Raw genomic sequence first — 25095 nt, 5'->3', positions numbered from 1 at the left:
GAAAAATCCTTAATTGAGTGGCGTTGCGGCCCATTCCGGGCATGCCGCCTCATCGATCTGAACGGCGCAATGAATGGGGACTAACGGGAAGAGCAGGAGAAGATCGGCATTACGCAGCCGCACGCAACCATGCGAGCGAGGGACACTCATCGGCTCACTGTCCGTGGTGCCATGCAGGTAAATATAACGGCGGAAGGTGTCGACAGCCCCCAGGCGATTGCGCCCTGGCTCGCAGCCACTGAGCCAGAGTATGCGCGTGAGGATCCAGTCGCGACCGGGAAATTGCGCGGCCAAGGACGGCGACCAGACTTCGCCGGTCCAGCGCCGCCCGCGCAGCACAGCCCCCGACGGCAATCCGCTGCCAATCTTCGCGCGCACCTGGTGCAAGCCACGCGGCGTGCAACCAGAACCATTAAGCTCGCCAGGCCCATTCAGGGCCGTAGATACCGACAGGCGCAGTATCAGCTGCCCATCGGCAAAGCCATACAGGCACTGATCGGCGAGGGAAATATGCAAAAGATCGAGAGTGCGCATGGGCAGCAATCTTAGCGGATCGAACCCGCCAAGCCCACCCACTTGCATGCTGTTAAGCCTATGCTGCGACTGGCTTGTCGCTGCAGCAAGGGAGACAGACCAATGAACCCAGGCCCACCAGCCCAGCCTTAAACTTTGGCTGGAACAGCCTGATTCTTGGGGCGCAATTTGAGTTGCGCCTTGGCTAAGGCCTCATCGGTGACGCCACTGTCCGAACGCATCCCGGCAGCCAGGAACGGCACCATCAAGCGCATCACCTGCTCAATCGAAGTATTCACCCCGAAATCGTTTTCGGCCATGGCGCGCAAGGCTTTGATCCCAGACATGCTGAACGCTGCGGCGCCGAGCATGAAATGCACCCGCCAGAACAACTCCAAGGGCGGAATACGGGGAGCCGCTTCATGCACCAGGAGCATGTAACGGCGAAACACCTTGCCGTACACCTCATCCAGGTATTTGCGCAGGTGGCCCTGACTCTGGCTGAAGGCCAACCCCAGCAAGCGCATGAAGATCGACAGATCGTTGCCACTTCGCGGCTTGACGGTCAGTGCCTGCTCGACCAATAGCTCGAGCAATTCTTCGAGGCTGATCTTGACTTCAGGCTTAGCCTGACGGCGATCCAGCTCACGCTCCAGGCTGCTGCAAAACGGGCCAAGGAAGCGCGAAAACACCGCTTGAATCAGTGCCTTCTTCGAGCCGAAGTGGTAGTTCACCGCCGCCAGGTTGACCCCAGCCTTGCTGGTGATCAAGCGCAACGAGGTTTCGGCGAAACCCTTCTCCGCGAACAACTGCTCTGCCGCATCGAGAATGCGTTCAACGGTTTCCGACTGGGCCATATCTCATCACCTGACAAACACTTGTTTGAAACATACGTTTCAGCCTGCTGCCTTGTCAAGTCTGGCAATCCGTATTTCGGCTGGGCAGTCACACACCCCATAACAACATGTAGCAAGACGAACGCCAAGTCCATCGAGTAACAGGCTACGGCCGCGAAACGACCAACAACCAATCTGACCGATAGCAAAAGCAGGATTGCCAAGCCCGAGACACTGTATATAATCCCAGTCACTGTATAAAAAGACAGAGCGCCCACATGACCAAACTGACTCCACGCCAAGCCGAGATTCTCGCCTTCATCAAGCATTGCCTTGAAGACAATGGCTACCCGCCTACCCGCGCGGAAATCGCTCAGGCACTGGGTTTCAAATCGCCCAATGCCGCCGAGGAACACCTCAAGGCCCTGGCCCGCAAAGGCGCGATTGAAATGACCCCTGGCGCCTCTCGCGGCATCCGCATTCCAGGCTTCGAGCCCAGTGACGAAGAAGACGGCTTGCCGATCATCGGCCGAGTAGCCGCCGGCGCACCTATTCTGGCGCAACAACACATTGAAGAATCATGCCGCATCAACCCGGAGTTCTTTCGCCCTAAAGCCGACTACCTGTTGCGTGTACGCGGCATGAGCATGAAAGACATCGGCATCTTCGATGGCGACCTACTCGCGGTCCACACCACCCAGGAAGTGCGCAACGGCCAGATAGTAGTCGCCAGGATCGATGACGAAGTAACGGTAAAACGCTTTAAGCGCGAAGGCACTAAAGTCTGGTTGATCGCGGAGAACCCTGAGTTCGCACCGATTGAAGTGGACTTGGAAAAACAGGATCTGATCATAGAAGGCTTGAGTGTCGGCGTTATTCGCCGCTAAAGGAGGCGTTATGCAGTTCCCACAGTCGCTTAACCGTACACAGCTGCCACTCTTTGAAGCCTTTCTAACCACAGCAACCCCGCTACTGACCGAAGTACGGGAAACGCCATGGCAGGATGAGCCGGAAGCCTTCAGTGAAATGTCGCTACGTGGCGCTGCCGGACACTGCCTGACCCTACTTGCACCCATTCTTCGCGAGCTGAGCCAGAACGATGATGAACGCTGGATGGCCCTGATAGCCCCGCCTTCCAGCCTGACACAAACCTGGCTACGCGACGCCGGACTCAACCGCGAGCGGATCCTGCTGCTGCATCCACGCAGCGCACAGAGCGCCCTGGAACTGGCCCAGGAAGCGCTAAAGCTGGGGCGTAGCCACACCGTCGTCAGCTGGCTGCACCCTCTCGAGCGCGATGCTCGGCTGCAGCTGGAACTGGCTGCACGACAAGGCAAGGCGCAGAGCCTGAATATCAGCCTAGGTTAAAGCGTTGTGGCAACTAGGGCACAAGGACTGTGCGCGATGCATGGCTCAGGTAAGCGCGAAACCACTGGATACAGAATAAAAGTTTCAAAATATCCAATAGGCGGTCCTGCCCATCTATTCAATGCAGGACACGGGGCCCTTCTTCTTCCTGCTGAAAATTATTCTCGGCCAGCTTACCGGCCATTTGCACGCCGACATTCAGCATCGCCTTAGCCACCTCGACATGCTGCCCCTGCAGAAAAGCCTTGGCATCGGCAGAAAAATCCAGAACCACCAAGGATTCTTCATCCTCCGCACGACGCAGGGCGATGCGCCCGTCGGGTAATTCGACGATTTCAAGGAAGGACGTTGGCATAAGGTAGGTTCTCCAGGAAAGGTCGGCATTGTAACAGCCGACCAGGGCTCACCCTAGTCCGCCTGTCCAAACTCAGCTCAGCTCAGCACTCGCTGAGCGACTCGCGAAAGCGCAGCGCCAATTCTTTTAACTGCTGACGCCACGCCTCCAGTGTCGCGCACTCCAGCGACGGCGCTTCCTGGTCGAGACTGACCGCCTCAATCAACGGCTGACGCGGGTCGGTCTTAGCTTTCTTCGCCATCAACGGAGGTTGGAACAACTCGGCATAGGCCTTCAGCAACTGCGCCAACCAGGTTTCCGGCTGCTCCGCCAACTCGACCAACTCCGCCAGCTCGGGACTCGGTGCTGCATCCAGCACCGCGCGGTTCAGTAGCAGCTCGGCCCGCGGCACCTGACGCTCGGCCAGGTGGTAGTAGCCGGCAATTTCATGGCAGAGGCCCAATAGCGCACCGTATAGGTGGAACAGCGCCACTTCACGTTCAGCCTGAATCAGCGCCTGGGCATTAACGGCCCGGCCCTCCTCCGCCTTGCGCCAAGACTCCAGCGCCAGCCCGGCAAAGTAGATCTTCTGATTGGTACGGGTGTACAGCTCATTGGCCATGAGTGGGTCCTCAACAACAGATCAAGTCACTATACGCGCGCCTGCAACAAGCAGACGCGCGTCCTGTCCGCTCAGCGCTTGTCTTCGACCTTCCACTTGCCACCGTCATAGAACGCACGCCAGCCCGTCGGTTTACCATCAACCTCGGTCTGCACGTACTGTTCCTTGGTCTTGCGGCTATAGCGAATCACCGCCGGACGCCCCTCCGGGTCTTTCTTCGGAGCGTCGAACAGGAAGTTATATTTCGGATCGATTTCATCTTTATGCGGAATCAGCTCCAGCACCAGAGGCGCGCGGGTTTCGCGGTTCTTGGGGAACTGGCTGGCTGCCAGGAACAGACCCGAGGCGCCATCGCGCAGCACGTAGGTATCGTTGACCTTCTCGCACTTGAGTTCGGGCATCTTCACCGCATCCATCTTCGGCGGTGCTGGCTCTCCACTCTTCAGCAACTTACGGGTGTTCTTGCACTCGCTGTTGGTGCAGCCGAAGAACTTGCCAAAACGCCCGGTCTTCAATTGCATCTGGCTGCCACACTTATCGCACTCAAGGCTCGGGCCTTCGTAGCCCTTGATGCGGTATTGACCCTGTTCGATCTCGTAACCCGAGCAGTCCGGGTTATTGCCACAGACGTGCAGCTTGCGAGTCTCGTCGATCAGATAGGCATCCATGGCGGTATCGCACTTCTGGCAACGATGCTTACCCAGCAACACCCGCGACTCGGACTCACCCTCATCATCCGCGGCGATTTCATCGCCCGGAATCAGGTTGATGGTCGACTTGCAGCGCTCTTTAGGCGGCAGACTGTAGCCCGAACACCCGAGAAACACGCCAGTTGAAGCCGTGCGAATCATCATAGGTCGGCCGCACTCGCTGCAGGCGATATCGGTCAGCGTTGGCGTATTGGCGCGCATACCGGTGTCGCTGTCCGAGGCCACTTCAAGCTTCTTCTTGAAGTCGCCGTAGAACTCGTCGAGGACATGCTTCCACTCGCGCCCGCCCTGAGCCACATCGTCGAGATTCTCTTCCATGCCGGCGGTAAAGCCATAATCCATCAGATTGGAGAAACTTTCGGACAAGCGTTCGGTGACGATGTCGCCCATTTTTTCCGAATAGAAACGACGGTTGTGCAAGACAACATAACCACGATCCTGAATGGTCGAGATAATCGCCGCATAGGTCGACGGACGACCGATCCCACGCTTTTCCATTTCCTTGACCAGGCTGGCCTCGGAATAACGCGCGGGCGGCTTGGTGAAGTGCTGGCTCGGATCGAGCTTGATCAGCTTGAGCACTTCGCCCTTGTCCATCTCCGGCAGCACGTCGTCATCGCCTGGCTTGCTCAGCTGCGGCAATGCGCGGGTGTAACCATCGAACTTGAGGATCCGACCCTTGGCACGCAGTTCGAACTGCGCCGCCGCGACTGTGACGGTAGTCGACAGGTACTCGGCCGGCGGCATCTGGCAGGCCACGAACTGGCGCCAGATCAATTCATAGAGGCGCTCGGCATCACGCTCCATGCCCGTCAGCTGGGTTGGCTTCATGTTGACATCAGAAGGACGAATCGCTTCGTGCGCCTCCTGGGCCCCTTCCTTGCTGCTGTAGACGTTCGGGTTGGCCGGCAGGTACTTCTTGCCGAACTCGCCCTCGATGAAGTCACGCACCATGCTCACCGCATCCGCCGACAGGTTGGTCGAGTCGGTACGCATGTAGGTGATGTAGCCCGCCTCATACAGGCGCTGCGCCATCATCATGGTTTTCTTCACGCCGAAGCCCAGGCGGTTGCTCGCCGCTTGCTGCAGAGTCGAGGTAATGAACGGGGCCGACGGCTTGCTGCTGGTGGGCTTGTCTTCACGCTTGGCAATGCTGTAGCTGGACGCCTTGAGCGTGGCCAGCGCGGCCATGGCCTGAGCTTCATTCAGCGGTTTGAAGGCTGTACCGTTCTCCCGGGCAACCTCGAAACGCACATTGGCGCCCTTGGCGGTGCCGAGATCCGCGTGCACCTCCCAGTACTCTTCCGGGACGAACGCGCGGATTTCCTTCTCGCGCTCAACCACCAGCTTCAACGCGACCGACTGCACCCGGCCGGCGGAGAGGCCACGGGCAATCTTCGCCCACAGCAGCGGCGAGACCATGTAGCCAACCACGCGATCGAGAAAACGCCGCGCCTGCTGGGCATTGACCCGATTGATGTCCAGCTCGCCCGGCTGGGCGAAAGCTTCCTGAATCGCTTTCTTGGTGATTTCGTTGAACACCACACGCTTATAGCGGCTGTCATCGCCACCAATGGATTCGCGCAGGTGCCAGGCAATGGCTTCCCCCTCGCGATCCAAGTCGGTTGCGAGGTAGATGGTGTCGGCATCCTTGGCTAAACGCCTAAGCTCCTCAACGACTTTTTCCTTGCCAGGCAGGATCTCGTACTTGGCCTTCCAACCCTGCTCGGGATCGACCCCCATGCGAGCTATAAGCTGACGTTTGGCTTTTTCCTTGGGCGACAGCGCCGGCACTTCGCCAGCAGCCGCCTTGCCACGCTTGACCGGCTCTTTAGCCGCGCTAGCCGAGCCACTGGTAGGCAGGTCACGGATGTGGCCGATGCTCGACTTCACCACGTACTGGCTACCCAGATACTTGTTGATGGTCTTGGCCTTAGCCGGGGATTCCACGATGACCAGCGATTTGCCCATGGATCAGAAAATTCCTGAAGTCGAAGTAATGAAAGGCGCCAGGCACCTTAGCGGCACCGCTATATATAGTGGTGATGAAGGTGAGGTCAAGCGCAGGAAACCCGCGAGCACAGCTCAGGGCTGAGCAAAAACTGCAGGTTCGGCCTTAATCAAAGCGAAGCGAGGAAGTGTTTTGCCGTCCACCACGACCTCCTCGCAGAACATCTCCAGCGGGCGCACCCACAGCCCGTAATCGCCATATAGCGCCTGGTAGACCACGACCTGCTGCTCCACCTCGGAATGCCGAGCGACACCGAACACGCGGTACTCCGGCCCCTTGTAGTGACGATAAACACCAGGTTGTAACTGCATTGCTAAATTCCCTTGAAAAAACTGACTGCACACAAACAAAAACCGGGGCCCATGGCCCCGGTTTCGCATTCAGCAACGCTTAATTAAACGCGTTCGAATACGGTAGTGATGCCCTGACCGAGACCGACGCACATGGTAGCGACACCTAAAGTGCCACCGTTCTGCTTCATCACGTTCAGCAGGGTACCGGAGATACGCGCACCGGAACAACCGAACGGGTGACCCAGAGCAATCGCGCCGCCGTGCAGATTGACCTTTTCGTCCATCTTGTCGAGGACTTTGAGGTCTTTCAGTACGGGCAAGCCTTGAGCAGCAAAGGCTTCGTTGAGCTCGATGAAGTCGATGTCAGCCATGCTCAAACCGGCACGCTTCAAGGCTTTGTGCGTGGACGGCACTGGACCGTAACCCATGATTGCCGGATCGACACCGGCCACAGCCATGGCACGTACCACGGCCATCGGCTGAATGCCGAGATCCTGGGCACGCTGGGCCGACATCACGATCATGCAGGAAGCGCCGTCGGTAATCTGCGAGGAAGTCCCCGCCGTCACAGTGCCACCCTTGGGGTTGAACGCTGGCTTAAGCGCCGCCAGGCTTTCCAGGGTGGTTTCCGGGCGAATGGTTTCGTCGTAGTCGAACACCTTCAGGAAGCCGTTTTCGTCGTAGCCTTGCATAGGGATGATTTCATCCTTGAACTTGCCTTCGACGGTGGCTTTGTGCGCCAGACGGTGAGAACGCTCACCGAAGGCGTCCTGCTGCTCACGGCTGATGCCGTGCATCTTACCGAGCATCTCGGCAGTCAGCCCCATCATGCCGGAGGCCTTGGCGGCGTACAGCGACAGGTGCGGGTTCGGATCGACGCCGTGCATCATGCCGACGTGGCCCATGTGCTCCACACCACCGATGACGAACACGTCACCGTTACCGGTCTGGATTGCCTGCACGGCAGTGTGCAGGGCGCTCATGGAGGAACCACACAGACGGCTGACGGTTTGCGCAGCGCTGGTGTGCGGGATCTGGGTCATCAGCGACGCCATGCGCGCGATGTTCCAGCCCTGCTCCAGGGTCTGATTGACGCAACCCCAGATCACGTCTTCCACTTCGGCCGGATCGACCTTGGTGTTGCGTGCCAGTACGCCGCTGATCAGGTTGGCCGACATGGTCTCGGCACGGGTATTGCGGTGCATGCCGCCCTTGGAACGACCCATCGGGGTACGACCGAAGTCGACGATGACTGCATCTCTAGGATTCAGGCTCATAAATTCACTCTCGCTCTAGTCTGTCCGCGATTAACCGAAAAACTTCTGGCCGCTGGCGGCCATTTCGCGAAGCTTGGCAGTCGGGGTGTACAGCGCGCCCAGATCGGCGTACTTGTCGGCCAGGGCAACGAATTCGGCTACACCGATGCTGTCAATGTAACGCAGCGCACCACCGCGGAACGGCGGGAAGCCAATGCCGTAGATCAGGCCCATATCGGCCTCGGCTGCGGTATCGACAATGCCGTCTTCGAGACAACGCACGGTTTCCATGCACAGCGGGATCATCATGAAGTTGATGATGTCCTCGTCAGTCACTTCACGCTGTTCGCCAACGATGGACTTGAGCAGCTCGTAAGCCTGAGGATCGATCACCTTCTTCGGCTTGCCGCGCTTGTCCATTTCGTAGGCGTAGAAACCTTTGCCGTTCTTCTGGCCCAGACGATCGGCTTCGTACATCACGTCGACCGCAGTGCGGCCTTCGACGGCCATACGGTCCGGGAAGCCTTCAGCCATCACGTCACGACCATGGTGCCCCGTGTCGATGCCGACCACGTCGGACAGGTACGCCGGGCCCATCGGCCAGCCGAACTTCTCCATGACCTTGTCGATACGTACGAAGTCGACACCGAACTCGAGCAATTTGGAGAAACCGCCGAAGTACGGGAACAGCACGCGGTTGACCAGGAAGCCTGGGCAATCGTTGACCACTACCGGGGTCTTACCCATTTTCTTGGCATAGGCCACGGTGGTCGCCACGGCTACTTCGCTGGACTTCTCACCACGGATCACTTCAACCAGCGGCATCATGTGCACCGGATTGAAGAAGTGCATGCCGACGAAGTTTTCCGGACGCTTCAGCGCTTTAGCCAACAGGCTGATGGAAATGGTCGAGGTATTGGAAGCGAGGATCGCATCTTCCTTCACCGCGCCTTCCACTTCGGCCAGGACGGCTTGCTTGACCTTGGGGTTCTCGACCACGGCTTCGACGACTATGTCGACATTGCCGAAATCACCGTAGGACATAGTTGGACGAATGGCGTTGAGGGCTACAGCCATCTTCGCCGGCGTCATGCGCCCCTTGGCAACAAGGTTACCGAGCAACTTGCTCGCTTCGTTCAACCCCATCTGGATACCCTCTTCACGGATATCCTTCATCAGGATCGGGGTACCTTTGGAAGCGGACTGATAGGCAATACCACCGCCCATGATGCCGGCGCCGAGAACGGCAGCCAGTTTCACATCTTTGGCGATCTCGTCGTGATCCTTGGCCTTTTTCTTCAGTTCCTGGTCGTTCAGGAACAGACCAATCAGGCTCTCGGCGACCGAGGTCTTGGCCAGCTTTACGAATCCAGCTGCTTCGACTTCCAGGGCCTTTTCACGCCCGAAGTTAGCCGCTTTCTGGATAGTCTTGATGGCTTCAACCGGTGCCGGATAATTCGGACCGGCCTGACCCGCAACGAAACCTTTGGCGGTTTCGAAACACATCATTTGCTCAATGGCGTTGAGCTTGAGCTTTTCCAGCTTTGGTTGGCGTTTGGCCTTGTAGTCCAGCTCGCCGGAAATAGCGCGCTTGACCAGATCCAAGGCAGCAGCCTGCAGCTTATCGGCAGTCACCACAGCGTCCACAGCACCGACCTTGAGGGCGTCGGCGGCACGGTTTTCTTTACCCGCGGCGATCCACTCTACGGCGTTATCGGTACCGATAACCCGCGGCAGACGCACGGTACCGCCAAAGCCCGGATAGATACCCAGCTTGACTTCAGGCAGGCCAACTTTGGCGCTGTCGACCATGACTCGGTAATCAGCAGCCAGACACATCTCAAAACCACCGCCCAGGGCGATGCCATTGATCGCGACTACGGTCGGTACGCTGAGGTCTTCAAAATCACTGAAGATCTTGTTGGCTTCGAGGTTGCCAGCCACCAGCTCTTCGGCAGGCAGCTTGAAGCTGTCGACGAACTCGGTGATGTCGGCGCCGACGATGAATACGTCTTTGCCACTGGTGACAATCACGCCTTTGATCGAACCATCGGCCTTGATTGCATCAACGGACTGACGCAGCTCGTTCAGGGTTAGACGGTTGAATTTGTTGACGGATTCACCCTTGAGGTCGAATTTCAATTCGACGATGCCGCTCTCAAGAGCCTTAACCGTGATGGCTTTACCTTCGTAAATCATCAACTGATCTCCACGGTATGGAAGCTGAACAATACACATCGGAGCCAGCCAGAGGGCTAACCCGCGGCAGAGCCGTCGAGAATAGCCCCAATTAGCCTGGCACACCCGCCGACGCGATAATCGGGTTGTAAAGGCGTCGCCTCATTCAGACAAACGCTCAATTCATACGCCCGTTTGATTTGGGTGTGCCCACCTTCAGGGATAAAGCACGAATTGTCAATTGGCCTTGCGCAGCTCGGCGCCACCGCACAGACGCACAAGCCCGGCACACGCGGGGGGGGATGTTGTGGCGAACAACCGATCATCTGCGTCGATAACCCAGCATTCGTCAGGTCATTAGCCGACAAATGTGATCCAGCGCATAGCTAGCCAAATCTTTTCGCTCCGGGTACAGTCGTGCCAACACGGCCGGTTCTGACCCGACGTGACCACAACAAAAATAATGAATGCCCGTAAAGGGCCATGGAGCTGTTCATGTCGAGCCGATTGCTTGCGATGTCCTTGAGCGCCCTGCTCGCCGCTGCTCTTCCCAGTTACTGCCTCGCGGCCCAGACACCCGATGCGTCCACCAACCTGCTGAAACTGCACCAGCTGCGCCTGGCTGCGCAGAAGAGCCTGGGCGACTTCTATATGTACAACGGCATGGAAGGCGACCAACGCTATGCACGGATGATCAACGAATCACTGAGCGAAGCCAATGCACACCTGAATGAGCTCAGCGAGATGCCCGGCGAAGGCTCAAAGGCGTTGCGCTCACAGCTTGAGCAGCAATGGCAAGGCTATCAAGTAGACCTGAACAACCTGACCAGCGCGTTGAAAAGCCAGGGTTACACCGACCTGCAACCAGTCGCCAATCTAGCCGCTCGCAATCAGCAACTAATGGCCCTGAGCCAGGAGCTGTACGGAAAGATCCAGCAGGAAGACGGCCACAACGTGGCCGCACTCACCCAGCAGAGCCGTGAACAAAGCCTGCTGATGCAAGCTATAGCAGTGGACTACGCTTCACGTAGCGCCTCGGTAGGCGCGAGTTTTTTTGGCGGCGGCAGCAGTCGCCCCATGGAGGAGCTAGTCAGTGAGTTCGCCAGCAAACTGGCGAGCATGGAGAAAGCCCCGCAAAACACCCCGCAAATCACCCAGACCTTGCACGGGGTCAACAGCAAATGGCGCTACATCGAAAAATCGCTGATGAATTACAACGAAAACAGCGTGCCATTTCTGGTGAACAAGTACTCCGACAGCATCATCGAAGGCTTGGAAAGCGTTTCCGCTCAGTATTCGGCCACTCAGCACTGAGTCAATAGCGCCTAGAAGCATGACTTATTCGAAATTTCCGGCCTGCCTGGCCGCTCTTCCAGCCCGGTGCTTGCATCGGGCTTTTCTTTGCCTAGATATGACCTGCTACTCAGGCTCGCGCCAGCAAGAAGTCCGCCACCTTCTGCAGCGCGCCGGGTTGCGCCCGCTCCCCCCAGTACAGGGCAACCATCTGCGCCGTGGCTTCGACCTTGAACACGTCGGCAGGCAAATCGGCCAGTTGTTCGGCCAACGGCGAGTCGTCGCAGGGTTCACGCCATTTATTGACCCATTTGCCCGGCTCGACCTGCCAGTAACACCACGTGTCTTGATGACCACGACGGCGTACCCGATGATATTGCGCACAGGTGCTCGGGGGCTCCGGCGCCAACCAATGCGGCCAGCTCTCGCGCGACAGTTGCATCGCCAGCCCCATTCGCCTGGCCTGCAAACGCACATCCATCTGTCCGCGCTGACGCCGCGAAGGTACCAGCCAAGACAGCGGACTGAGGACACAGGCCAGGAGCAACAGTCCAATCCACCACGTCATGGCATCATCTCAGGTAAAACCTGTTGTAAGCGTTCAATACAGCCATACTTATCATTACTGGTCATCCTCATAAGGAGTCACTCATGCCCTATCAGCACATTCTGGTCGCTGTCGACCTGACCGAGGAGTGCGACCCGGTCATGCACCGCGCACAGAAACTGGCCGCCAGTGCGCAGGCCAGGCTCTCCGTGGTGCATATAGTCGAACCCATGGCCATGGCCTTTGGTGGCGACGTGCCGATGGACTTGTCGATGCTGCAGCAGCAACAGTTCGAGCAGGCGCGGGAGAAGCTGGACAGTTTTGCCGGGAAATACCCGGAACTCGGTGCCGACCAGCGCCATCTCGCCTACGGCCAACCCCGCCAGGAAATCCATCGTTTGGCTGAGGAGCAAGGCTGCGACCTGATCATCGTTGGCAGCCATGGTCGTCACGGCTTGGCACTGCTACTCGGTTCTACCGCCAACGACGTACTGCACGGCGCACCTTGCGATGTACTGGCCGTGCGCTTGAAGAAGCCCGAGTAGTCTCGCCACCCGGCGAATGACGCAATCGACGTCATTCGCCACGCCCCTCAGTCGAGATAATCGCCCGCGCTCATCACCAGCGGGCGAATCTTTTGCAGCTGGGTTTCCAGTGAATACGTCATGCTCGACGACATCGAGAAAAAGGTCAGAAAGGCCTTGAGATTCGAGTCGCCCTTACAGGTATCGTGAATACGCTGCCAAAACGCCTGATTGACCAACTGCAACTGCTGGAACATGCGCACCAGCCCTTTCAGCTCCCAATCCGCATGCCGCCCTTCACGGAAATTGAAGTACTGCCGCGCCAGGTACAGCGAGACCGCGCGCAGACTGAATTCCTGGTTGCTGGCAAACGGCAGGTGGTTTTGCGCCATCGGCCTGAGCTTGCCCAATACCGGACAGGCGCTGGTCGCCATGATCACCCCGAGCAGCGCTCGCAGGCCCTCCTCCAGACCAACCAGCTTGGTGTATTCGCGCTCCGGTGTACGCACCCAGACCGTTGCCTTCTTGATGGCCGGCAGCCCCTGGAAGTCCTCGATCACTCGATGCAGGTCAACCGCCGCCGGACAATGGCTGAAGTTCTCCCGACTCAGCGGACAATTGCTGCACTGCTGGTTTTCCAGCCGGGTCCAGCTCGGCGCAGCTTGCGCCACCGCGATGTCATATCCGCGATCCAGTTCGATCAGGTAGCTGAACTCATGGTTGTCGTCGAGGGTAATGCGGTACTCGATGGGCATTGCTTGCTCCGCCAGACTTCTTCGCGTCCTGTTTAAGGATTATTCGCCGCGTTGTCGCTGTATTTAACCCTCCAGCTCGGCCCAACGCTCCAAGAGGTGATCCAGTTCATGTTGCAGGCTTTGCAGGCGCGCCAGGGCCTGCGCGGTTGTCTCCGCAGGTTGCTGGTAGAACACCGGGTCGCCAATCTGCTCTTGCAAGGCGGCCATCTGCTGCTCGACCGCATCGATTTGTCCGGGAAGCGCTTCCAGCTCGCGTTGCAGCTTGTAACTCAGCTTCTTCTTCGCTGCCGGCGCAGCAGGCTCAGACTGCGCCGCTGCAGCCTGCGGCTCGACCACCGCCGAGGCCAACTCGGCCTTGCCCGCCTTGCTTTCGCCGACGCCCAGCAAACGCGGCGAACCACCCTGGCGCAACCAGTCCTGATAACCGCCGACATACTCGCGAACGCGCCCCTCGCCTTCGAATACCAGGGTGCTGGTCACCACGTTATCGAGGAACGCCCGGTCGTGACTGACCATCAACACGGTGCCTTTGAAGGTCAGCAACACCTCCTCAAGCAGCTCGAGGGTTTCCACATCGAGGTCGTTGGTCGGTTCATCCAGTACTAATAGGTTGGCGGGCTTGCTGAACAGCTTGGCCAATAGCAGGCGGGCGCGCTCACCGCCCGACAAGGCCTTGACCGGGGTGCGGGCACGTTGCGGGCTGAACAGAAAATCGCCCAGGTAGCTCAATACATGGCGGCTCTGGCCGTCGATATCGATAAAGTCGCGACCTTCGGCGACGTTGTCGATTACGGTTTTCTCCAAATCGAGCTGATGGCGCAGCTGGTCGAAATAGGCCACCTCGATCCGCGTGCCCTCAACCACCGAGCCGCTACTCGGCTGCAAGCCACCCAGCATCAATTTCAACAAGGTGGTCTTGCCGGTGCCATTGGCCCCGAGAAGGCCAATACGATCCTGGCGTTGCAGGACCATGGAAAAATCCTTGACCAGGAACGGGCCATCCGGATGCGCGAAGCTGACGTTCTCCAGCACCATCACCTGCTTGCCGGACTTGTCGGCAGTATCCAGCTGGATCGCGGCTTTGCCGGTTCGTTCACGTCGTTCGCTGCGCTCCACCCGCAGGGCCTTCAACGCACGCACACGGCCCTCGTTACGGGTACGCCGCGCTTTGATGCCCTGGCGAATCCATACCTCTTCCTGAGCCAGGCGCTTGTCGAACAAGGCGTTGGCTACTTCTTCGGCGGCCAGCGTGGCCTCCTTGTGCACCAGGAAGCTGGCGTAATCACCGTTCCAGTCGATCAGGCCGCCGCGATCCAGTTCGAGGATGCGCGTGGCCAGGTTCTGCAGGAATGACCGGTCGTGGGTGATGAACAGCACCGCGCCCTGGAAATCCATCAAGGCTTCTTCCAGCCAGGCAATCGCGCCGATGTCCAGGTGGTTGGTCGGTTCGTCGAGCAGCAACAGATCCGGCTCGGAGACCAACGCCTGGGCCAGCAGCACGCGCCGGCGCCAGCCGCCGGACAATTCGGCCAGGGTTTTATCGGCCGGTAGCTGCAAGCGACTCAGGGTGCTGTCGACCAGCTGCTGCAGGCGCCAGCCGTCGCGCGCCTCGAGGTCCTGCTGGACATGCATCAGCTTGTCCAGATCGGCATCGCTGTGGATGTTCTGGGCCAGGTGATGATATTCGGCGAGCAGTGCACCGACGCCCTCCAAACCCTCGGCCACCACGTCGAACACAGTGCGGCCGTCGGCCACCGGTAACTCCTGGGGCAGCTCGCCGATCTTCAGCCCCGGAGCACGCCAAACGGCGCCATCGTCGGGCTTCTGGTCGCCCTTGACCAGCTTCAACATGCTCGATTTACCCGTGCCGTTGCGGCCGATGATGCACACCCGCTCGCCACGGGCGATCTGCCAGGACACCTTATCCAGCAGCGGCATGGCGCCGTACGCCAGGGAAACATCGGTGAACTTAAGCAGGGTCATGGCACGCCTCAACAATACGGCGAGTGATAAATACCAGGGCAAGGGTGGCAGATGCCGGGTTTGAACATTCAAACCCGGCACAGGCTCGATCTTGCCGGTATCCATCACCGCAAAAATCTACTTGTCGGCACTCTATAAGCGCTGACAAAAACTGGGCGCGCATTCTAACCGAGAAGCGCCCCGGCATTACCGGCATTTTTTATTCGACGCCTGGAGTCGGTCGCCGACTTTCGCCGCCCCCAGGCAAAAGGCTAAGCTAGTCGAATCCTGCGTCGGCTGTGCCGCCGCTCAGCCTCGCGTCTAATCCGGAAGTGTCATGTGCGGTCGTCTGCTTAGCCTGTTTTCCTGCTTATTTCTCTCTGCTGCCACGCTCTCCGCCGCTCAGGCCGCCAGTCTGGCCGAACAACGGCAGTACTATGACGAAGCCAAGAGCGCGCTAGCCAAAGGTAACAGCGCACCTTATCGGCGCTATGCCAACGCCTTGCGTGATTACCCGCTGGAGCCGCACCTGGCGTATGACGAGCTGACCGCGCGTCTGAAATTTGCATCGAATGACGAAATCGAAAAGTTTCTCGCCGAGCATGGCGATCTGCCACAAGCCAGCTGGATGAAACTGCGCTGGTTGCGCTGGCTGGCCGAACGCGGCGAGTGGCAAACCTTCGTCAATTACTACGACCCGACGCTGAATTTCACCGAACTGGACTGCCTGTATGGGCAATATCAACTGGGCCACGGTTTTACCGCAGAAGGTTACGCCACCGCGGAAAAGCTCTGGTTAGTCGGTAAATCCCAACCGGAAGCCTGCGATCGCTTGTTTGACCGCTGGGCGGCCGCAGGCCAGCTCACCGAAGCCAAACGCTGGCAACGGGCCAAGTTGGCCGCCGAGGCACGCAACTATGGCCTGGCCACCTACTTGATCAAAGGCCTACCGACGCTCGGCAACCACGGCAAGCTATTGCTCGAGGTGGCGCAGAAGCCGCAGCTGCTCAGCCAGACCGAGCGTTTTAGCCGAACCGATCAGGCCATGGCCGATGTGGTGGGTCTGGGATTGCGTCGCCTGGCCCGTCAAGACCCCGAAAAGGCCCTCAGCCTGCTGGACGGCTACGCCCGACGCATGCAGTTTTCCAGCGAGGAAAAGGTAGCCATCGCCCGCGAAATCGGCCTGACCCTGGCCAAGCGCTTCGATGCCCGCGCGCTGCAGGTCATGGCGCAGTACGACCCGGAGTTGCGCGACAACACCGTCAGCGAATGGCGCGCGCGTCTACTGTTGCGCCTCGGTCGCTGGGACGAAGTTCACCAATTGACCCGGCAAATGCCTGCCGATCTGGCCAATACCAACCGTTGGCGTTACTGGCAGGCGCGCAGCCTGCAACTGGCGCAACCCAACAACCAGGAACCCCAGCTGCTCTACCAGAGCCTGGCCAAGGAGCGTGACTTCTACGGCTTTATGGCTGCCGATCAGGTCAAGGCGCCTTACCAGCTGAATAACAAACCACTGGCACTGGACCCGAAGATCCTGCAGAAGGTGCGCAATACCGCCGGTATCCGCCGTGCCCTCGAGTTCAACGCCCGCGGACAGATAGTCGACGGACGCCGCGAGTGGTATCACGTCAGCCGCTTGTTCAGTCGCGACGAGCTGGTCGCCCAGGCACGCCTGGCCTATGACATGGAGTGGTATTTTCCGGCGATCCGCACCATCAGCCAGGCCCAGTACTGGGACGATCTGGACGTGCGCTTCCCCATGGCCCACCGTGACAACCTGGTGCGTGAAGCGAAGAAGCGCGACCTGCATTCCAGCTGGGTGTTCGCCGTCACCCGCCAGGAAAGCGCCTTCATGGCCGATGCCAAGTCCCACGTCGGCGCCATGGGCCTGATGCAGCTGATGCCGGCAACCGCCAAGGAAACTGCGCGCAAGTTCGGCATTCCCCTGAGCAACCCCAATAATGCCTTGCTACCGAGTGTGAATATTCAACTCGGCGCCGCCTACCTGAGCCAGATTTATGGTCAGTTCAATGGCAACCGCGTGCTCGCCTCAGCCGCTTACAACGCCGGCCCCGGACGCGTACGCCAATGGCTGCGCGGCGCCGACCACCTGGCCTACGACGTGTGGATCGAGAACATCCCGTTCGACGAGACCCGTCAATACGTGCAGAACGTGCTGTCCTACTCGGTGATCTACGGGCAGAAACTCAATGCCCCGCAACCGCTGATCAGCTGGCACGAGCGCTACTTCGACGACCAATAACTCCTGAGATTTGCAAACTACGCGAGCCTGGCCCGCGTAGGCTTACTCAAGCACCTCAACCGGCATATCCAGGGCCAGCACACCCACCCCGTCGGCGATCAGGTTCTGCCCGAAATACACCTCGCCATCGCGCTGGCGGTAACCTCGCAGCGTCGCCAAGGGTTCACGATCGACGCTGCGCACGCCGCTCTGCGGATCGAGCGTGGTCATGATGCAACGCGAGCAACCCTTGGCCACACGGAACTCCAGCTCGCCGATACGGATACGCTTCCAGCCGTCCTCGGCATAGGGTTCGGCTCCTTCGATCACCAGATTGGGGCGAAACCGCAGCATCTCCAAGGGTCGGCCGACCCGCGCCGAAAGGTCGTCCAGTGACGCCTGACCGATCAGCAGCAAGGGAAAACCATCGGCAAAGGCCACCTTGTCGCCGACTTCTGCATAGTCGGTATCGACTTGACGCGCGCGCTCTGGCGGCACTTGCACCAGGCGGCAGGCACGCCCGAGCAACTGGCTCAACCACAGGGCGGCGGCGTCACCGGCATCCGGCACCCGCAGGCTGTCTCGCCATATGGTCACACCGCGTAGTTCGGCCTGCGCTGTCGGTAGCGCAACCGGTAGCTCGCTCATGCCCGGCGCACTCAACAGCAGTTGCTCGGCACCTTGCCAGCGAGCTTTGAGCTGGGTCATCTGCGGCAGCAAGCGCTGGGTCAGAAAGCGCCCGCTCTCGGCATCGACTACCATCCAACGGCGGTCACCGAGCACACCCAGGGCGTCCAGCTGAGCCTCGTGCAACGGCTCGCCAACGGCGGATTTCAGTGGATAGCGGTACAACCCAGAGAGACGCAACATGAGCCAGTCTTCCATTCGGCAAAACGCCCTTATACGAGCAACCCGTCGCGCTCACAAGCCTGCGCTGTGCTTGAGCCTGATCATCCTCAGTGCCTGCAGCGGCAGCCCGCCGGATAATCTGGGGGTCGATCGGGGCCGCCTGGCGCCCTGCCCGTCTTCGCCCAACTGCGTCAGCAGCCAGGCCGATAGTGGCGACCAACAGATTGCGCCATTAACGCTGCAAGGGAGCCCGAGCCAGACCCGAGCGCGGTTGGTCGACATCTTGACCGGCGAACCAGGCGTGCGCCTGGTGGCCCAGGACGCCCACTACCTGCGCGCGGAGTTCAGCAGCCAGGTACTGCGTTTCATCGACGATGTCGAGTTCCTGATTGGCGAGGAGCGCGTCGAGGTACGTTCTGCCTCACGCTTGGGCTACTCGGATTTCGGCGTCAACCGCAAGCGCATCGAGCGACTGCGCCAGCGCTTGGCCGAACAGCCCCAGGAGCCCGTCGGACTTGACCCTCCGTAGCGAGGGACGTCCTGTTTGAGCCAATTTGGCTGAACTTTCGAGGCGAATAGTGAGCTATTTAACGAGAAAGAGCGGCGGAAATGGGCAAATCCGGATTTCCCGCAGTAGGGCAGCGTTAAGTCCGTCAGGCTCCTAGACGCTGGGTTGGTCGAGCCGCAAACGCTCACAGATCACGTCGACCAGTTTGTCCGGCTGGAACTTCGAGAGAAAATTATCGCAGCCGACCTTTTTCACCATGGCTTCGTTGAAGCTGCCGGACAGTGAGGTGTGCAGCACCACGTACAGATCCTTGAGCCGGGGATCGTTACGGATCTCGGTGGTCAGACGATAACCGTCCATTTCCGGCATTTCCGCATCGGTGATCACCATCAGCAGCTTGTCCTGCATGTCCAGGCCTTCATCGGCCCAGCTCTTCAGCAGCTTGAGCGCGCGCAGACCATCGCTGGCCGAATGAGAGACGATATCCAGTTGAACCATGGTGCTCTTGAGTTGGGTCATCGCCACACTGGAGTCATCCACCAGCAGCACTTCGCGCCCCCGAGCAAATTCCAGCAGGGGATCCGCCAGTTTTTCCGCAGACACCTTGGTGCTCATCGGGGTGATTTCCGCCAGCACCTTCTCCACATCGATGATTTCCACGATATGGTCCTCGACCTTGCTGATGGCTGTGAGGTAATGCTGGCGACCCGCGCCCCCAGGCGGCGGCAGAATCGATTCCCAGTTCAGGTTGAGAATGCGTTCGACACCGCCGACCAGGAAGGCCTGCACCGAGCGGTTGTACTCGGTAACGATGATGGTGCTGCGCTCATCCGGCACCTGCGGGCGCATGCCGATGGCCTGCGACAGATCGATCACCGGCAAGGTTTGCCCACGCAGGGTGACCACACCACAGACAAAGCGATGGCGATGCGGCATCAAGGTCAGCTTGGGCATTTGCAGGACTTCCTGCACCTTGAACACGTTGATCGCGAACAGCTGCCGTCCCGTCAGGCGAAACATCAGGATTTCCAGGCGGTTCTCGCCCACCAGCTGGGTGCGTTGATCTACTGAGTCGAGAATGCCCGCCATTGCGCGCTCCTGTTGCCTGTGGGTCGAATCTAACCATGACCAGCGTATCGGCCGAAAAGCGCGCCGCTAAAGCCATTATGACGGGGCCTCATCATGCCCGAGCCCGCGCCACCACACCAGCAGCGCCACGAATCAGGCGCCAAGCATCAGACGCGCGCATCAGTCAGAGAGCAACGGCGAACCGGCCGGCAAGTGCATGCGCAGTACGCCCGCGCGTGCGACAAAGCGCAGCTGCCGACCTTCCATCGGCTCACCGTCCAGATTCAAATCCAGGCCCGCCGGCGCATCGATCTCCAGCCAGGGCAGGCGCGCGCTGAGCGACACGCTCTGCAAGCCGTTGATCCCCCCGGACAGCAGGGTGCCCAGGGTGCCGACCGCGTCCTGGGCGGCCGGCACGATGCAGATATCCAGCAAGCCGTCATCGACCTTGGCCTGCGGACAGAGCAGGTGCCCGCCACCGGCTTGGCGACCGTTACCAATGCCCAGGGCGAGAAACTCGCCCTCCCAGAGAAAGTCAGGGCCGGTGAAGCGACCGAATGAGGAGCGTACTTCGGCAAAACGGCTCAAGCCCGTGAGGAAGTAAGCGGCGCCACCGAGCACTTGCTTCAGGTCTTCAGGCGTATTGGCGGTGACGTTGGAGCCAAACCCACCCGTGGCCATATTGAGAAATAACTGGCCGTCGACTTCGCCCAGATCAACCGGCCGTGCCGACACATCCAGCAATGCCAAGGCCTCGCGCGCTGTCAGCGGCACCCCGGCCGCGTGGGCGAAGTCATTGGCGGTACCCAACGGCAGTAATGCCAGGCTGGCTTCGGCTTGCGCCAACGCCATGGCCTCGGCCACCTCGCGCAGGGTGCCGTCGCCACCGCCAGCTATCAGTGTCGGGTAACCCGCTTGCAGCGCCTCAGCGACCAGACGCCGGGCGTCGCCACCTTCCCAGGTCAAGCGCACCGCCAGTTCCCAGCCTTCGTTGCGGCGCGCCAGCACTGCGGCACGCACGTCTTCATTCAGCGCTTGCTTGCCGTGCAGGATCAATAACGCCTTACGTTCGTGCATTGCCTTTCCCCTGGAATCCTGTGATCGGTGCTCCGCAGCCCCGATCCTGTTCATACAGCGCGTCATCGATGGTTGTGCCGCTTAGCGGTGCAGTGAACAGCCTTACCGGCACCAGGTTAAATCTAATAAATCGATATTAAAGCTCGAATAATAGCGATTTTTAAACGAATAGCTTTGAGCGACCATCCTCTCATAGCAACCGCCAGCACCTGGCAAGCGCGCCAGGTCGCATCACCTATGAGGACATTTGCATGATCGAAGTTCGCCCCTTTGCCCAACTCGGTGGCGCCCAGCACGGCTGGCTGACTGCCCGCCATCACTTTTCCTTCGCCGAATACTACAACCCCGAACGCATGGAGTGGGGCCAGCTACGGGTGTGGAACGATGACGAAATCGCACCACATTCCGGCTTCCCGCCCCATCCGCATCGCGACATGGAGATCATCACCTATGTGCGCCAGGGCGCGATCACCCATAAGGACAACCTGGGCAACCAGGGCCGCACCGAAGCCGGGGACGTGCAGGTGATGAGCGCCGGCAGCGGCATCGCCCACAGCGAATACAACCTGGAGGATGAAACCACCACGATCTTCCAGATCTGGATCACCCCGGACCAGTTCGGTGCCCCACCCGCCTGGGGCGCCAAACCCTTCCCCAAGGGCGAACGCGCCGGCACCTTCGTCACCCTGGCCAGCGGCAACCCGGAGGATCAAGATGCCCTGCCCATCCGGGTCAACGCTCGCCTGGCCGCGGCGACACTAAAAGCTGGACAGAGCGCCGAATATCGCTTGTCGCCGACGCGCAAAGCCTATCTGGTCGGCGCCACTGGTCTGTTCACGGTCAACGGCGTCACCGCCGAGGCCCGCGACGGCGTGGCGGTGCGCGATGAGGCCGTGATCACAGTAAGCGCCCTCGAGGACAGCGAAATCATCCTGGTCGAAATCGCCTGAATGCAGCCGCGGCCAGAGCTCAGGCCGGATAGCCGGTGATCTGGCGAATCTTCTGGTACAGCGGTTTGAGCTGCTGGTACATGCCCAAATAGACCTCGGTGTACAGCTGCTGATAGATGCGCTGAGCCTGCGGGTTGGGCTGGAACACCTCGCCAACGCGGGTCATGGCCGCGATCGCGCTGGGGAAATCGGGGTGCAGACCGAGGCCCACCGCGCAGTCGATGGCCGCGCCCAGGCCGGAGGTCTCGTAGACGTGCGGACGCTCGGCCGGCAGACCGAAGATATCGGCGGTGAGCTGCATCGCCGCGTCGCTCTGCGAGCCGCCCCCGGACACCCGCAGACGGGTGATGCGGGTGCCCGAGCGCTTCTCGATCTTCTCCTTGCCCTGGCGCAAGGCATAGGCCAGGCCCTCGAGAATCGCCCGGTAGAGGTGAGCGCGGGTGTGCACATCACCGAAACCGATGATCGAGCCCTTGGCCTCCAGCCCCGGCTCGCGGATCCCCGGCGACCAGTAGGGCTGCAGCATCAGGCCCATGGAGCCGGGCGGCACCGCGTTGACCAACTCATCGAACAGCGTCTCGGGCTCGACGCCCAGTTCCTCGGCGCGCTGCATCTCGCGCAGGCCGAATTGCTGCTTGAACCAGCTGACCATCCAGAAGCCGCGGTAGATCATCACCTCGGTGTTGTAGTGATCGGGAATCGCCGCCGGATAAGGCGGAATCAGCGGCACGGTCTCCAGGTACTTGCGCCGCGTGGTGTTGATGGTCGCGGTGGTGCCGTAGGACAAGCACGCCGTCTGCGGTTCCACCCCACCTGCACCAAGCACTTCACAGGCCTTGTCGGCACCGGCGGCGATCAGCGGCAAGCCTTCGGGAATCCCGGTGTGCTGGCTGGCGGCGACGGAGATGCTGCCGAGCCGCTCACCCGGTTTGTACAGCTCCGGCAACTGCTCGCGGCGCACCGGCATCGACTGCCACTTCCAGTCACCCGGTTTGGCCCACTGCAGGCGCTTGTAGTCGAACGGCAGGTAGGCCACGCAACAGGCCACCGAGTCAACGAAACGGCCGCACAGACGATGGGTGAGAAAGCCCGAGAGCAGCAGCAGCTTGTCGGTCTTCGCCCAGATTTCCGGCTGCTGCTGGGCGATCCAGTTGGCCTCGGCCTGGGCGCGAAAGAAGTCCACCGTGGCTTCTTCACCGATCAGCTTGAACAACCAGCCCCAGGGCCCCTTGATCTTGCCCTGAACCTCGGCCTGGCGCTGGTCCAGCCAGAGAATCGCCGGACGCAGCGGCTCGCCCTGGGCATCGACGTTGATCAGGGTGCCGCGCTGGGTGGTCAGCGACACCCCCTTGATCAGGCTTCGGTCGATGTCCACCTGGGCCCACAGCCGCTTGCACGCCTCGCCCAAGCTGGCCCAATAGTACTCGGGGTCCTGCTCGGCCCAGCCCGGCTGTTCGGAGTAGTAGGCCTGCAGCTCGACTTTGCCCTTGCCGACCAGGTTGCCGTCCAGGTCGAACAACAGTGCCCGCACGCTCTGGGTCCCGTTGTCGATGGCCAGCAAATAGCTTTTCTCGCTCAAGACGCAGTCCTTTCTGATTGATTTCGCACAGCCTCTCAATCCTGCGGCAGGCTGTAACAGCTGCGCCAGAGTGCCAGGTAGTCGCGTTCTTCCCGCTCCCAGCGCGCGTCGTTCCAGCCCAGCAGGGGCTGGCACAGTGCACGGATGCGTGGCAGCTCGGCCTGCGCACCAGCGGCCAGCAGCAAACCGAGTCGGGTTCGGCGTAGCAGCAAGTCATCCAGGTGCAGCACCAGCTCGCTCTGCGCGGCCCAGGCCAGCTCGACCCACAGGGTCTCGGTGGCCGCGACCCGCTGGTTACCGACCCGTTCCATCAGCGCCAACAGGCCCGGCAGCTCGCGGCCATGACGACCGGCCAGACGTTTCTGCTGGGCCGGGCTGAGCGTCGGCATCGCTGGCGTGGTACAGGGTCGAAAGGTCGCCGTGCCCCGATCAAGCACCGGCTGACCGACAAATTCGGCGCAGGCCTGCAGCACCTCCAGGGCCAGCAGGCGGAAGGTGGTCAGCTTGCCGCCGGCCAGGGTCACGCAACCCGGCTCGACCCACAGTGCGTGCTCGCGTTTCTCCTCCGAGGGCTCGCGGCTGGTGGCGCCATCGCTGACCACCGGGCGCACCCCGGCCCAGGTCGACAGCACGTCGCCGGCTTGGATCTGTGCACCCGGGAACTGCTGGGCACAGGCGGCCAGCAGATAGTCCACCTCCGCCGACGTGATGCGGGCGTCCCGGTCTAGCGGCTCGGGGTGATCCAGATCGGTGGTGCCCACCACCGTGGCGCCTTCCCAGGGGAAAACGAACACCGGGCGCCGATCCGCGCCGTGCATGAAGCTGAAGGCATGCGCCACCGGCAGGCGCCAGGTCGGCAACAGCAGGTGGCTGCCACGCAGCGGACGGATACGCTCAAAGCTGTTCTTCGGCCGCAGTCGATCGGCCCAGGCCCCGGTGGCTTGCGCCACGGCCCGGCTGCGGAAGCTGAAGCGCTGGCCGCTTTCACTGTCCTCGACCCGCAGACCCACCACCCGATCAGACCCGCGCAGCAGCTCGATCACCTTCACGCCATTCAGCGCCTCGCCGCCGTCGCCGCGCGCCTCACCGAGCACGCGCATGACCAGGCGGGCGTCGTCGGTGACCGCGTCGAAGAAGCGCGTGCAGCCGAGCAGCCCCTCCTCCTTCAACCCCGGCGCCAGGTAGCGCAACTGCTGCAGCGGGTAGTAGAGGTGATTGCGCTTGCCGGCCAGGGCGTCATAAACCGCCAGCAGGCCGCCGAACACCTTGGGGCCGGGAAAACCGCCGCGGTAATGCGCCATCAGGAAGCTCAGCGGGTCGACCAGCCCTGGCGCCTCCTGCAGCAAGCGTTGGCGCTCACGCACCGAGTCGCGGGTCAGCTTGAGCTGGCCCTTGGCGATATAACGCAAGCCGCCATGGACCATCTTCGACGAGCGGCTGGAGGTGCCCCAGGCGAAGTCGCGCTGTTCCAACAGCAGACAGTTCCAGCCGCGCCGCGCCGCCTCGCGGAGGATGCCGGCGCCACTGATGCCGCCGCCCACCACGATCAGGTCCCAGTCGCGCGCCGCCAGTTCGGGCAACGCCTGTTCGCGCCAGGCGGCATTCCAGGGCTGCACG

Annotated in this window: 23 protein-coding genes; 7 read left to right on the top strand and 16 right to left on the bottom strand. The window is 60.5% G+C overall.

Translation table 11 applies throughout. The features are described 5' to 3' along the window. Positions 1–9: 9 nt before the first annotated feature. Entirely contained in the window at positions 10–534 is a 525-nt protein-coding gene (locus FBY03_RS07245; protein WP_147171526.1) for a L,D-transpeptidase, read from the bottom strand. A 128-nt stretch (positions 535–662) separates the two neighbouring features. Then, entirely contained in the window at positions 663–1370 is a 708-nt protein-coding gene (locus FBY03_RS07240; protein WP_147171525.1) for a TetR/AcrR family transcriptional regulator, read from the bottom strand. A 257-nt stretch (positions 1371–1627) separates the two neighbouring features. On the opposite strand from FBY03_RS07240, the gene lexA reads away from it, so the two are divergent. Together lexA and sulA are read left to right on the top strand one after the other, a co-directional pair. Beyond that, positions 1628–2236 carry a transcriptional repressor LexA gene (lexA, locus tag FBY03_RS07230; protein ID WP_147171523.1) on the top strand — a complete coding sequence of 203 codons (609 nt, stop codon included), beginning with the start codon at positions 1628–1630 and terminating at the stop codon, positions 2234–2236. Between the two features lie 10 nt (positions 2237–2246). After that, on the top strand, positions 2247–2717 hold the full coding sequence (gene sulA / locus FBY03_RS07225) for an SOS-induced cell division inhibitor SulA (RefSeq protein WP_147171522.1): 471 nt from the start codon (positions 2247–2249) through the stop codon (positions 2715–2717). Between the two features lie 118 nt (positions 2718–2835). Here sulA and FBY03_RS07220 read toward each other — a convergent pair whose 3' ends face one another. The 6 genes from FBY03_RS07220 to fadB form a co-directional block, all read right to left on the bottom strand. Then, positions 2836–3072, bottom strand: coding sequence for a hypothetical protein (locus FBY03_RS07220; protein WP_147171521.1), 237 nt, complete (start codon positions 3070–3072; stop codon positions 2836–2838). Positions 3073–3154: 82 nt separating this feature from the next. After that, positions 3155–3673, bottom strand: a complete 519-nt coding sequence (locus tag FBY03_RS07215; protein ID WP_147171520.1) for a DUF6586 family protein — start codon at positions 3671–3673, stop codon at positions 3155–3157. A 71-nt stretch (positions 3674–3744) separates the two neighbouring features. Continuing rightward, the gene (gene topA, locus FBY03_RS07210) at positions 3745–6354 is read right to left on the bottom strand and encodes a type I DNA topoisomerase (RefSeq protein WP_147171519.1); all 2610 of its coding nucleotides are present in this window, start codon (positions 6352–6354) and stop codon (positions 3745–3747) included. Between the two features lie 114 nt (positions 6355–6468). Continuing rightward, positions 6469–6705 (bottom strand): DUF1653 domain-containing protein, encoded by a 237-nt coding sequence (locus FBY03_RS07205; protein ID WP_147171518.1) that lies wholly within the window; start codon positions 6703–6705, stop codon positions 6469–6471. 83 nt (positions 6706–6788) lie between these two features. Further along, entirely contained in the window at positions 6789–7964 is a 1176-nt protein-coding gene (gene fadA, locus FBY03_RS07200) for an acetyl-CoA C-acyltransferase FadA (RefSeq protein WP_147171517.1), read from the bottom strand. A gap of 30 nt (positions 7965–7994) precedes the next feature. Next, positions 7995–10142 (bottom strand): fatty acid oxidation complex subunit alpha FadB, encoded by a 2148-nt coding sequence (gene fadB / locus FBY03_RS07195; RefSeq protein ID WP_147171516.1) that lies wholly within the window; start codon positions 10140–10142, stop codon positions 7995–7997. Positions 10143–10616: 474 nt separating this feature from the next. Here fadB and FBY03_RS07185 point away from each other — a divergent pair, with 474 nt between their 5' ends. Further along, positions 10617–11435, top strand: coding sequence for a hypothetical protein (locus FBY03_RS07185; RefSeq protein ID WP_147171514.1), 819 nt, complete (start codon positions 10617–10619; stop codon positions 11433–11435). Between the two features lie 109 nt (positions 11436–11544). On the opposite strand, the gene FBY03_RS07180 is transcribed toward FBY03_RS07185, so the two are convergent. Beyond that, the gene (locus tag FBY03_RS07180; RefSeq protein ID WP_147171513.1) at positions 11545–11982 is read right to left on the bottom strand and encodes a hypothetical protein; all 438 of its coding nucleotides are present in this window, start codon (positions 11980–11982) and stop codon (positions 11545–11547) included. Between the two features lie 83 nt (positions 11983–12065). Here FBY03_RS07180 and FBY03_RS07175 point away from each other — a divergent pair, with 83 nt between their 5' ends. Continuing rightward, entirely contained in the window at positions 12066–12506 is a 441-nt protein-coding gene (locus FBY03_RS07175; protein ID WP_147171512.1) for a universal stress protein, read from the top strand. 47 nt (positions 12507–12553) lie between these two features. Here the strand turns inward: FBY03_RS07175 and FBY03_RS07170 are convergent, their stop codons facing one another. Continuing rightward, the gene (locus FBY03_RS07170; protein WP_147171511.1) at positions 12554–13240 is read right to left on the bottom strand and encodes a hypothetical protein; all 687 of its coding nucleotides are present in this window, start codon (positions 13238–13240) and stop codon (positions 12554–12556) included. Between the two features lie 63 nt (positions 13241–13303). Then, positions 13304–15223, bottom strand: a complete 1920-nt coding sequence (locus FBY03_RS07165) for an ATP-binding cassette domain-containing protein (RefSeq protein ID WP_147171510.1) — start codon at positions 15221–15223, stop codon at positions 13304–13306. Between the two features lie 316 nt (positions 15224–15539). Here FBY03_RS07165 and FBY03_RS07160 point away from each other — a divergent pair, with 316 nt between their 5' ends. Continuing rightward, a complete protein-coding gene (locus FBY03_RS07160) occupies positions 15540–17468 on the top strand; it encodes a transglycosylase SLT domain-containing protein (RefSeq protein WP_147171509.1) in 1929 nt (642 codons plus the stop codon). A 42-nt stretch (positions 17469–17510) separates the two neighbouring features. Here FBY03_RS07160 and FBY03_RS07155 read toward each other — a convergent pair whose 3' ends face one another. Continuing rightward, positions 17511–18317 (bottom strand): MOSC domain-containing protein, encoded by an 807-nt coding sequence (locus FBY03_RS07155; RefSeq protein WP_147171508.1) that lies wholly within the window; start codon positions 18315–18317, stop codon positions 17511–17513. Between FBY03_RS07155 and FBY03_RS07150 the strand changes: the two genes are divergently transcribed. Then, positions 18316–18825, top strand: coding sequence for a DUF1499 domain-containing protein (locus FBY03_RS07150; RefSeq protein ID WP_147171507.1), 510 nt, complete (start codon positions 18316–18318; stop codon positions 18823–18825). The two genes, FBY03_RS07155 and FBY03_RS07150, sit on opposite strands and share 2 nt — an antisense overlap. Positions 18826–18957: 132 nt before the next feature. Here the strand turns inward: FBY03_RS07150 and FBY03_RS07145 are convergent, their stop codons facing one another. Together FBY03_RS07145 and yegS are read right to left on the bottom strand one after the other, a co-directional pair. Further along, positions 18958–19893 (bottom strand): chemotaxis protein CheV, encoded by a 936-nt coding sequence (locus FBY03_RS07145; protein ID WP_147171506.1) that lies wholly within the window; start codon positions 19891–19893, stop codon positions 18958–18960. Positions 19894–20052: 159 nt separating this feature from the next. Beyond that, the gene (yegS, locus tag FBY03_RS07140; protein WP_147171505.1) at positions 20053–20949 is read right to left on the bottom strand and encodes a lipid kinase YegS; all 897 of its coding nucleotides are present in this window, start codon (positions 20947–20949) and stop codon (positions 20053–20055) included. A 251-nt stretch (positions 20950–21200) separates the two neighbouring features. Here yegS and FBY03_RS07135 point away from each other — a divergent pair, with 251 nt between their 5' ends. Continuing rightward, positions 21201–21899 (top strand): pirin family protein, encoded by a 699-nt coding sequence (locus FBY03_RS07135; RefSeq protein ID WP_147171504.1) that lies wholly within the window; start codon positions 21201–21203, stop codon positions 21897–21899. Positions 21900–21918: 19 nt separating this feature from the next. Here the strand turns inward: FBY03_RS07135 and FBY03_RS07130 are convergent, their stop codons facing one another. Together FBY03_RS07130 and FBY03_RS07125 are read right to left on the bottom strand one after the other, a co-directional pair. After that, the gene (locus tag FBY03_RS07130) at positions 21919–23478 is read right to left on the bottom strand and encodes an FGGY-family carbohydrate kinase (protein WP_147171503.1); all 1560 of its coding nucleotides are present in this window, start codon (positions 23476–23478) and stop codon (positions 21919–21921) included. Between the two features lie 35 nt (positions 23479–23513). After that, positions 23514–25094 (bottom strand): glycerol-3-phosphate dehydrogenase/oxidase, encoded by a 1581-nt coding sequence (locus FBY03_RS07125; RefSeq protein WP_178090589.1) that lies wholly within the window; start codon positions 25092–25094, stop codon positions 23514–23516. Position 25095: the final 1 nt, after the last annotated feature.

It is taken from the genome of Pseudomonas sp. SJZ079 (assembly GCF_007993865.1).
Classification (GTDB): domain Bacteria; phylum Pseudomonadota; class Gammaproteobacteria; order Pseudomonadales; family Pseudomonadaceae; genus Aquipseudomonas.
Note: the sequence above shows the minus strand (reverse complement) of the source record. Positions and strands in the feature narration are given on the sequence as shown.

Coding starts and splice junctions, on each gene's coding strand:
- FBY03_RS07135 (WP_147171504.1), top strand. CDS start 21,201: ATGATCGAAGTTCGCCCCTTTGCCCAACTCGGTGGCGCCCAGCACGGC.
- FBY03_RS07220 (WP_147171521.1), bottom strand. CDS start 3,072: ATGCCAACGTCCTTCCTTGAAATCGTCGAATTACCCGACGGGCGCATC.
- topA (WP_147171519.1), bottom strand. CDS start 6,354: ATGGGCAAATCGCTGGTCATCGTGGAATCCCCGGCTAAGGCCAAGACC.
- FBY03_RS07150 (WP_147171507.1), top strand. CDS start 18,316: ATGAGCCAGTCTTCCATTCGGCAAAACGCCCTTATACGAGCAACCCGT.
- FBY03_RS07205 (WP_147171518.1), bottom strand. CDS start 6,705: ATGCAGTTACAACCTGGTGTTTATCGTCACTACAAGGGGCCGGAGTAC.
- FBY03_RS07180 (WP_147171513.1), bottom strand. CDS start 11,982: ATGACGTGGTGGATTGGACTGTTGCTCCTGGCCTGTGTCCTCAGTCCG.
- FBY03_RS07165 (WP_147171510.1), bottom strand. CDS start 15,223: ATGACCCTGCTTAAGTTCACCGATGTTTCCCTGGCGTACGGCGCCATG.
- FBY03_RS07175 (WP_147171512.1), top strand. CDS start 12,066: ATGCCCTATCAGCACATTCTGGTCGCTGTCGACCTGACCGAGGAGTGC.
- fadA (WP_147171517.1), bottom strand. CDS start 7,964: ATGAGCCTGAATCCTAGAGATGCAGTCATCGTCGACTTCGGTCGTACC.
- sulA (WP_147171522.1), top strand. CDS start 2,247: ATGCAGTTCCCACAGTCGCTTAACCGTACACAGCTGCCACTCTTTGAA.
- FBY03_RS07170 (WP_147171511.1), bottom strand. CDS start 13,240: ATGCCCATCGAGTACCGCATTACCCTCGACGACAACCATGAGTTCAGC.
- yegS (WP_147171505.1), bottom strand. CDS start 20,949: ATGCACGAACGTAAGGCGTTATTGATCCTGCACGGCAAGCAAGCGCTG.
- FBY03_RS07215 (WP_147171520.1), bottom strand. CDS start 3,673: ATGGCCAATGAGCTGTACACCCGTACCAATCAGAAGATCTACTTTGCC.
- FBY03_RS07185 (WP_147171514.1), top strand. CDS start 10,617: ATGTCGAGCCGATTGCTTGCGATGTCCTTGAGCGCCCTGCTCGCCGCT.
- fadB (WP_147171516.1), bottom strand. CDS start 10,142: ATGATTTACGAAGGTAAAGCCATCACGGTTAAGGCTCTTGAGAGCGGC.
- lexA (WP_147171523.1), top strand. CDS start 1,628: ATGACCAAACTGACTCCACGCCAAGCCGAGATTCTCGCCTTCATCAAG.
- FBY03_RS07155 (WP_147171508.1), bottom strand. CDS start 18,317: ATGTTGCGTCTCTCTGGGTTGTACCGCTATCCACTGAAATCCGCCGTT.
- FBY03_RS07160 (WP_147171509.1), top strand. CDS start 15,540: ATGTGCGGTCGTCTGCTTAGCCTGTTTTCCTGCTTATTTCTCTCTGCT.
- FBY03_RS07145 (WP_147171506.1), bottom strand. CDS start 19,893: ATGGCGGGCATTCTCGACTCAGTAGATCAACGCACCCAGCTGGTGGGC.
- FBY03_RS07240 (WP_147171525.1), bottom strand. CDS start 1,370: ATGGCCCAGTCGGAAACCGTTGAACGCATTCTCGATGCGGCAGAGCAG.
- FBY03_RS07245 (WP_147171526.1), bottom strand. CDS start 534: ATGCGCACTCTCGATCTTTTGCATATTTCCCTCGCCGATCAGTGCCTG.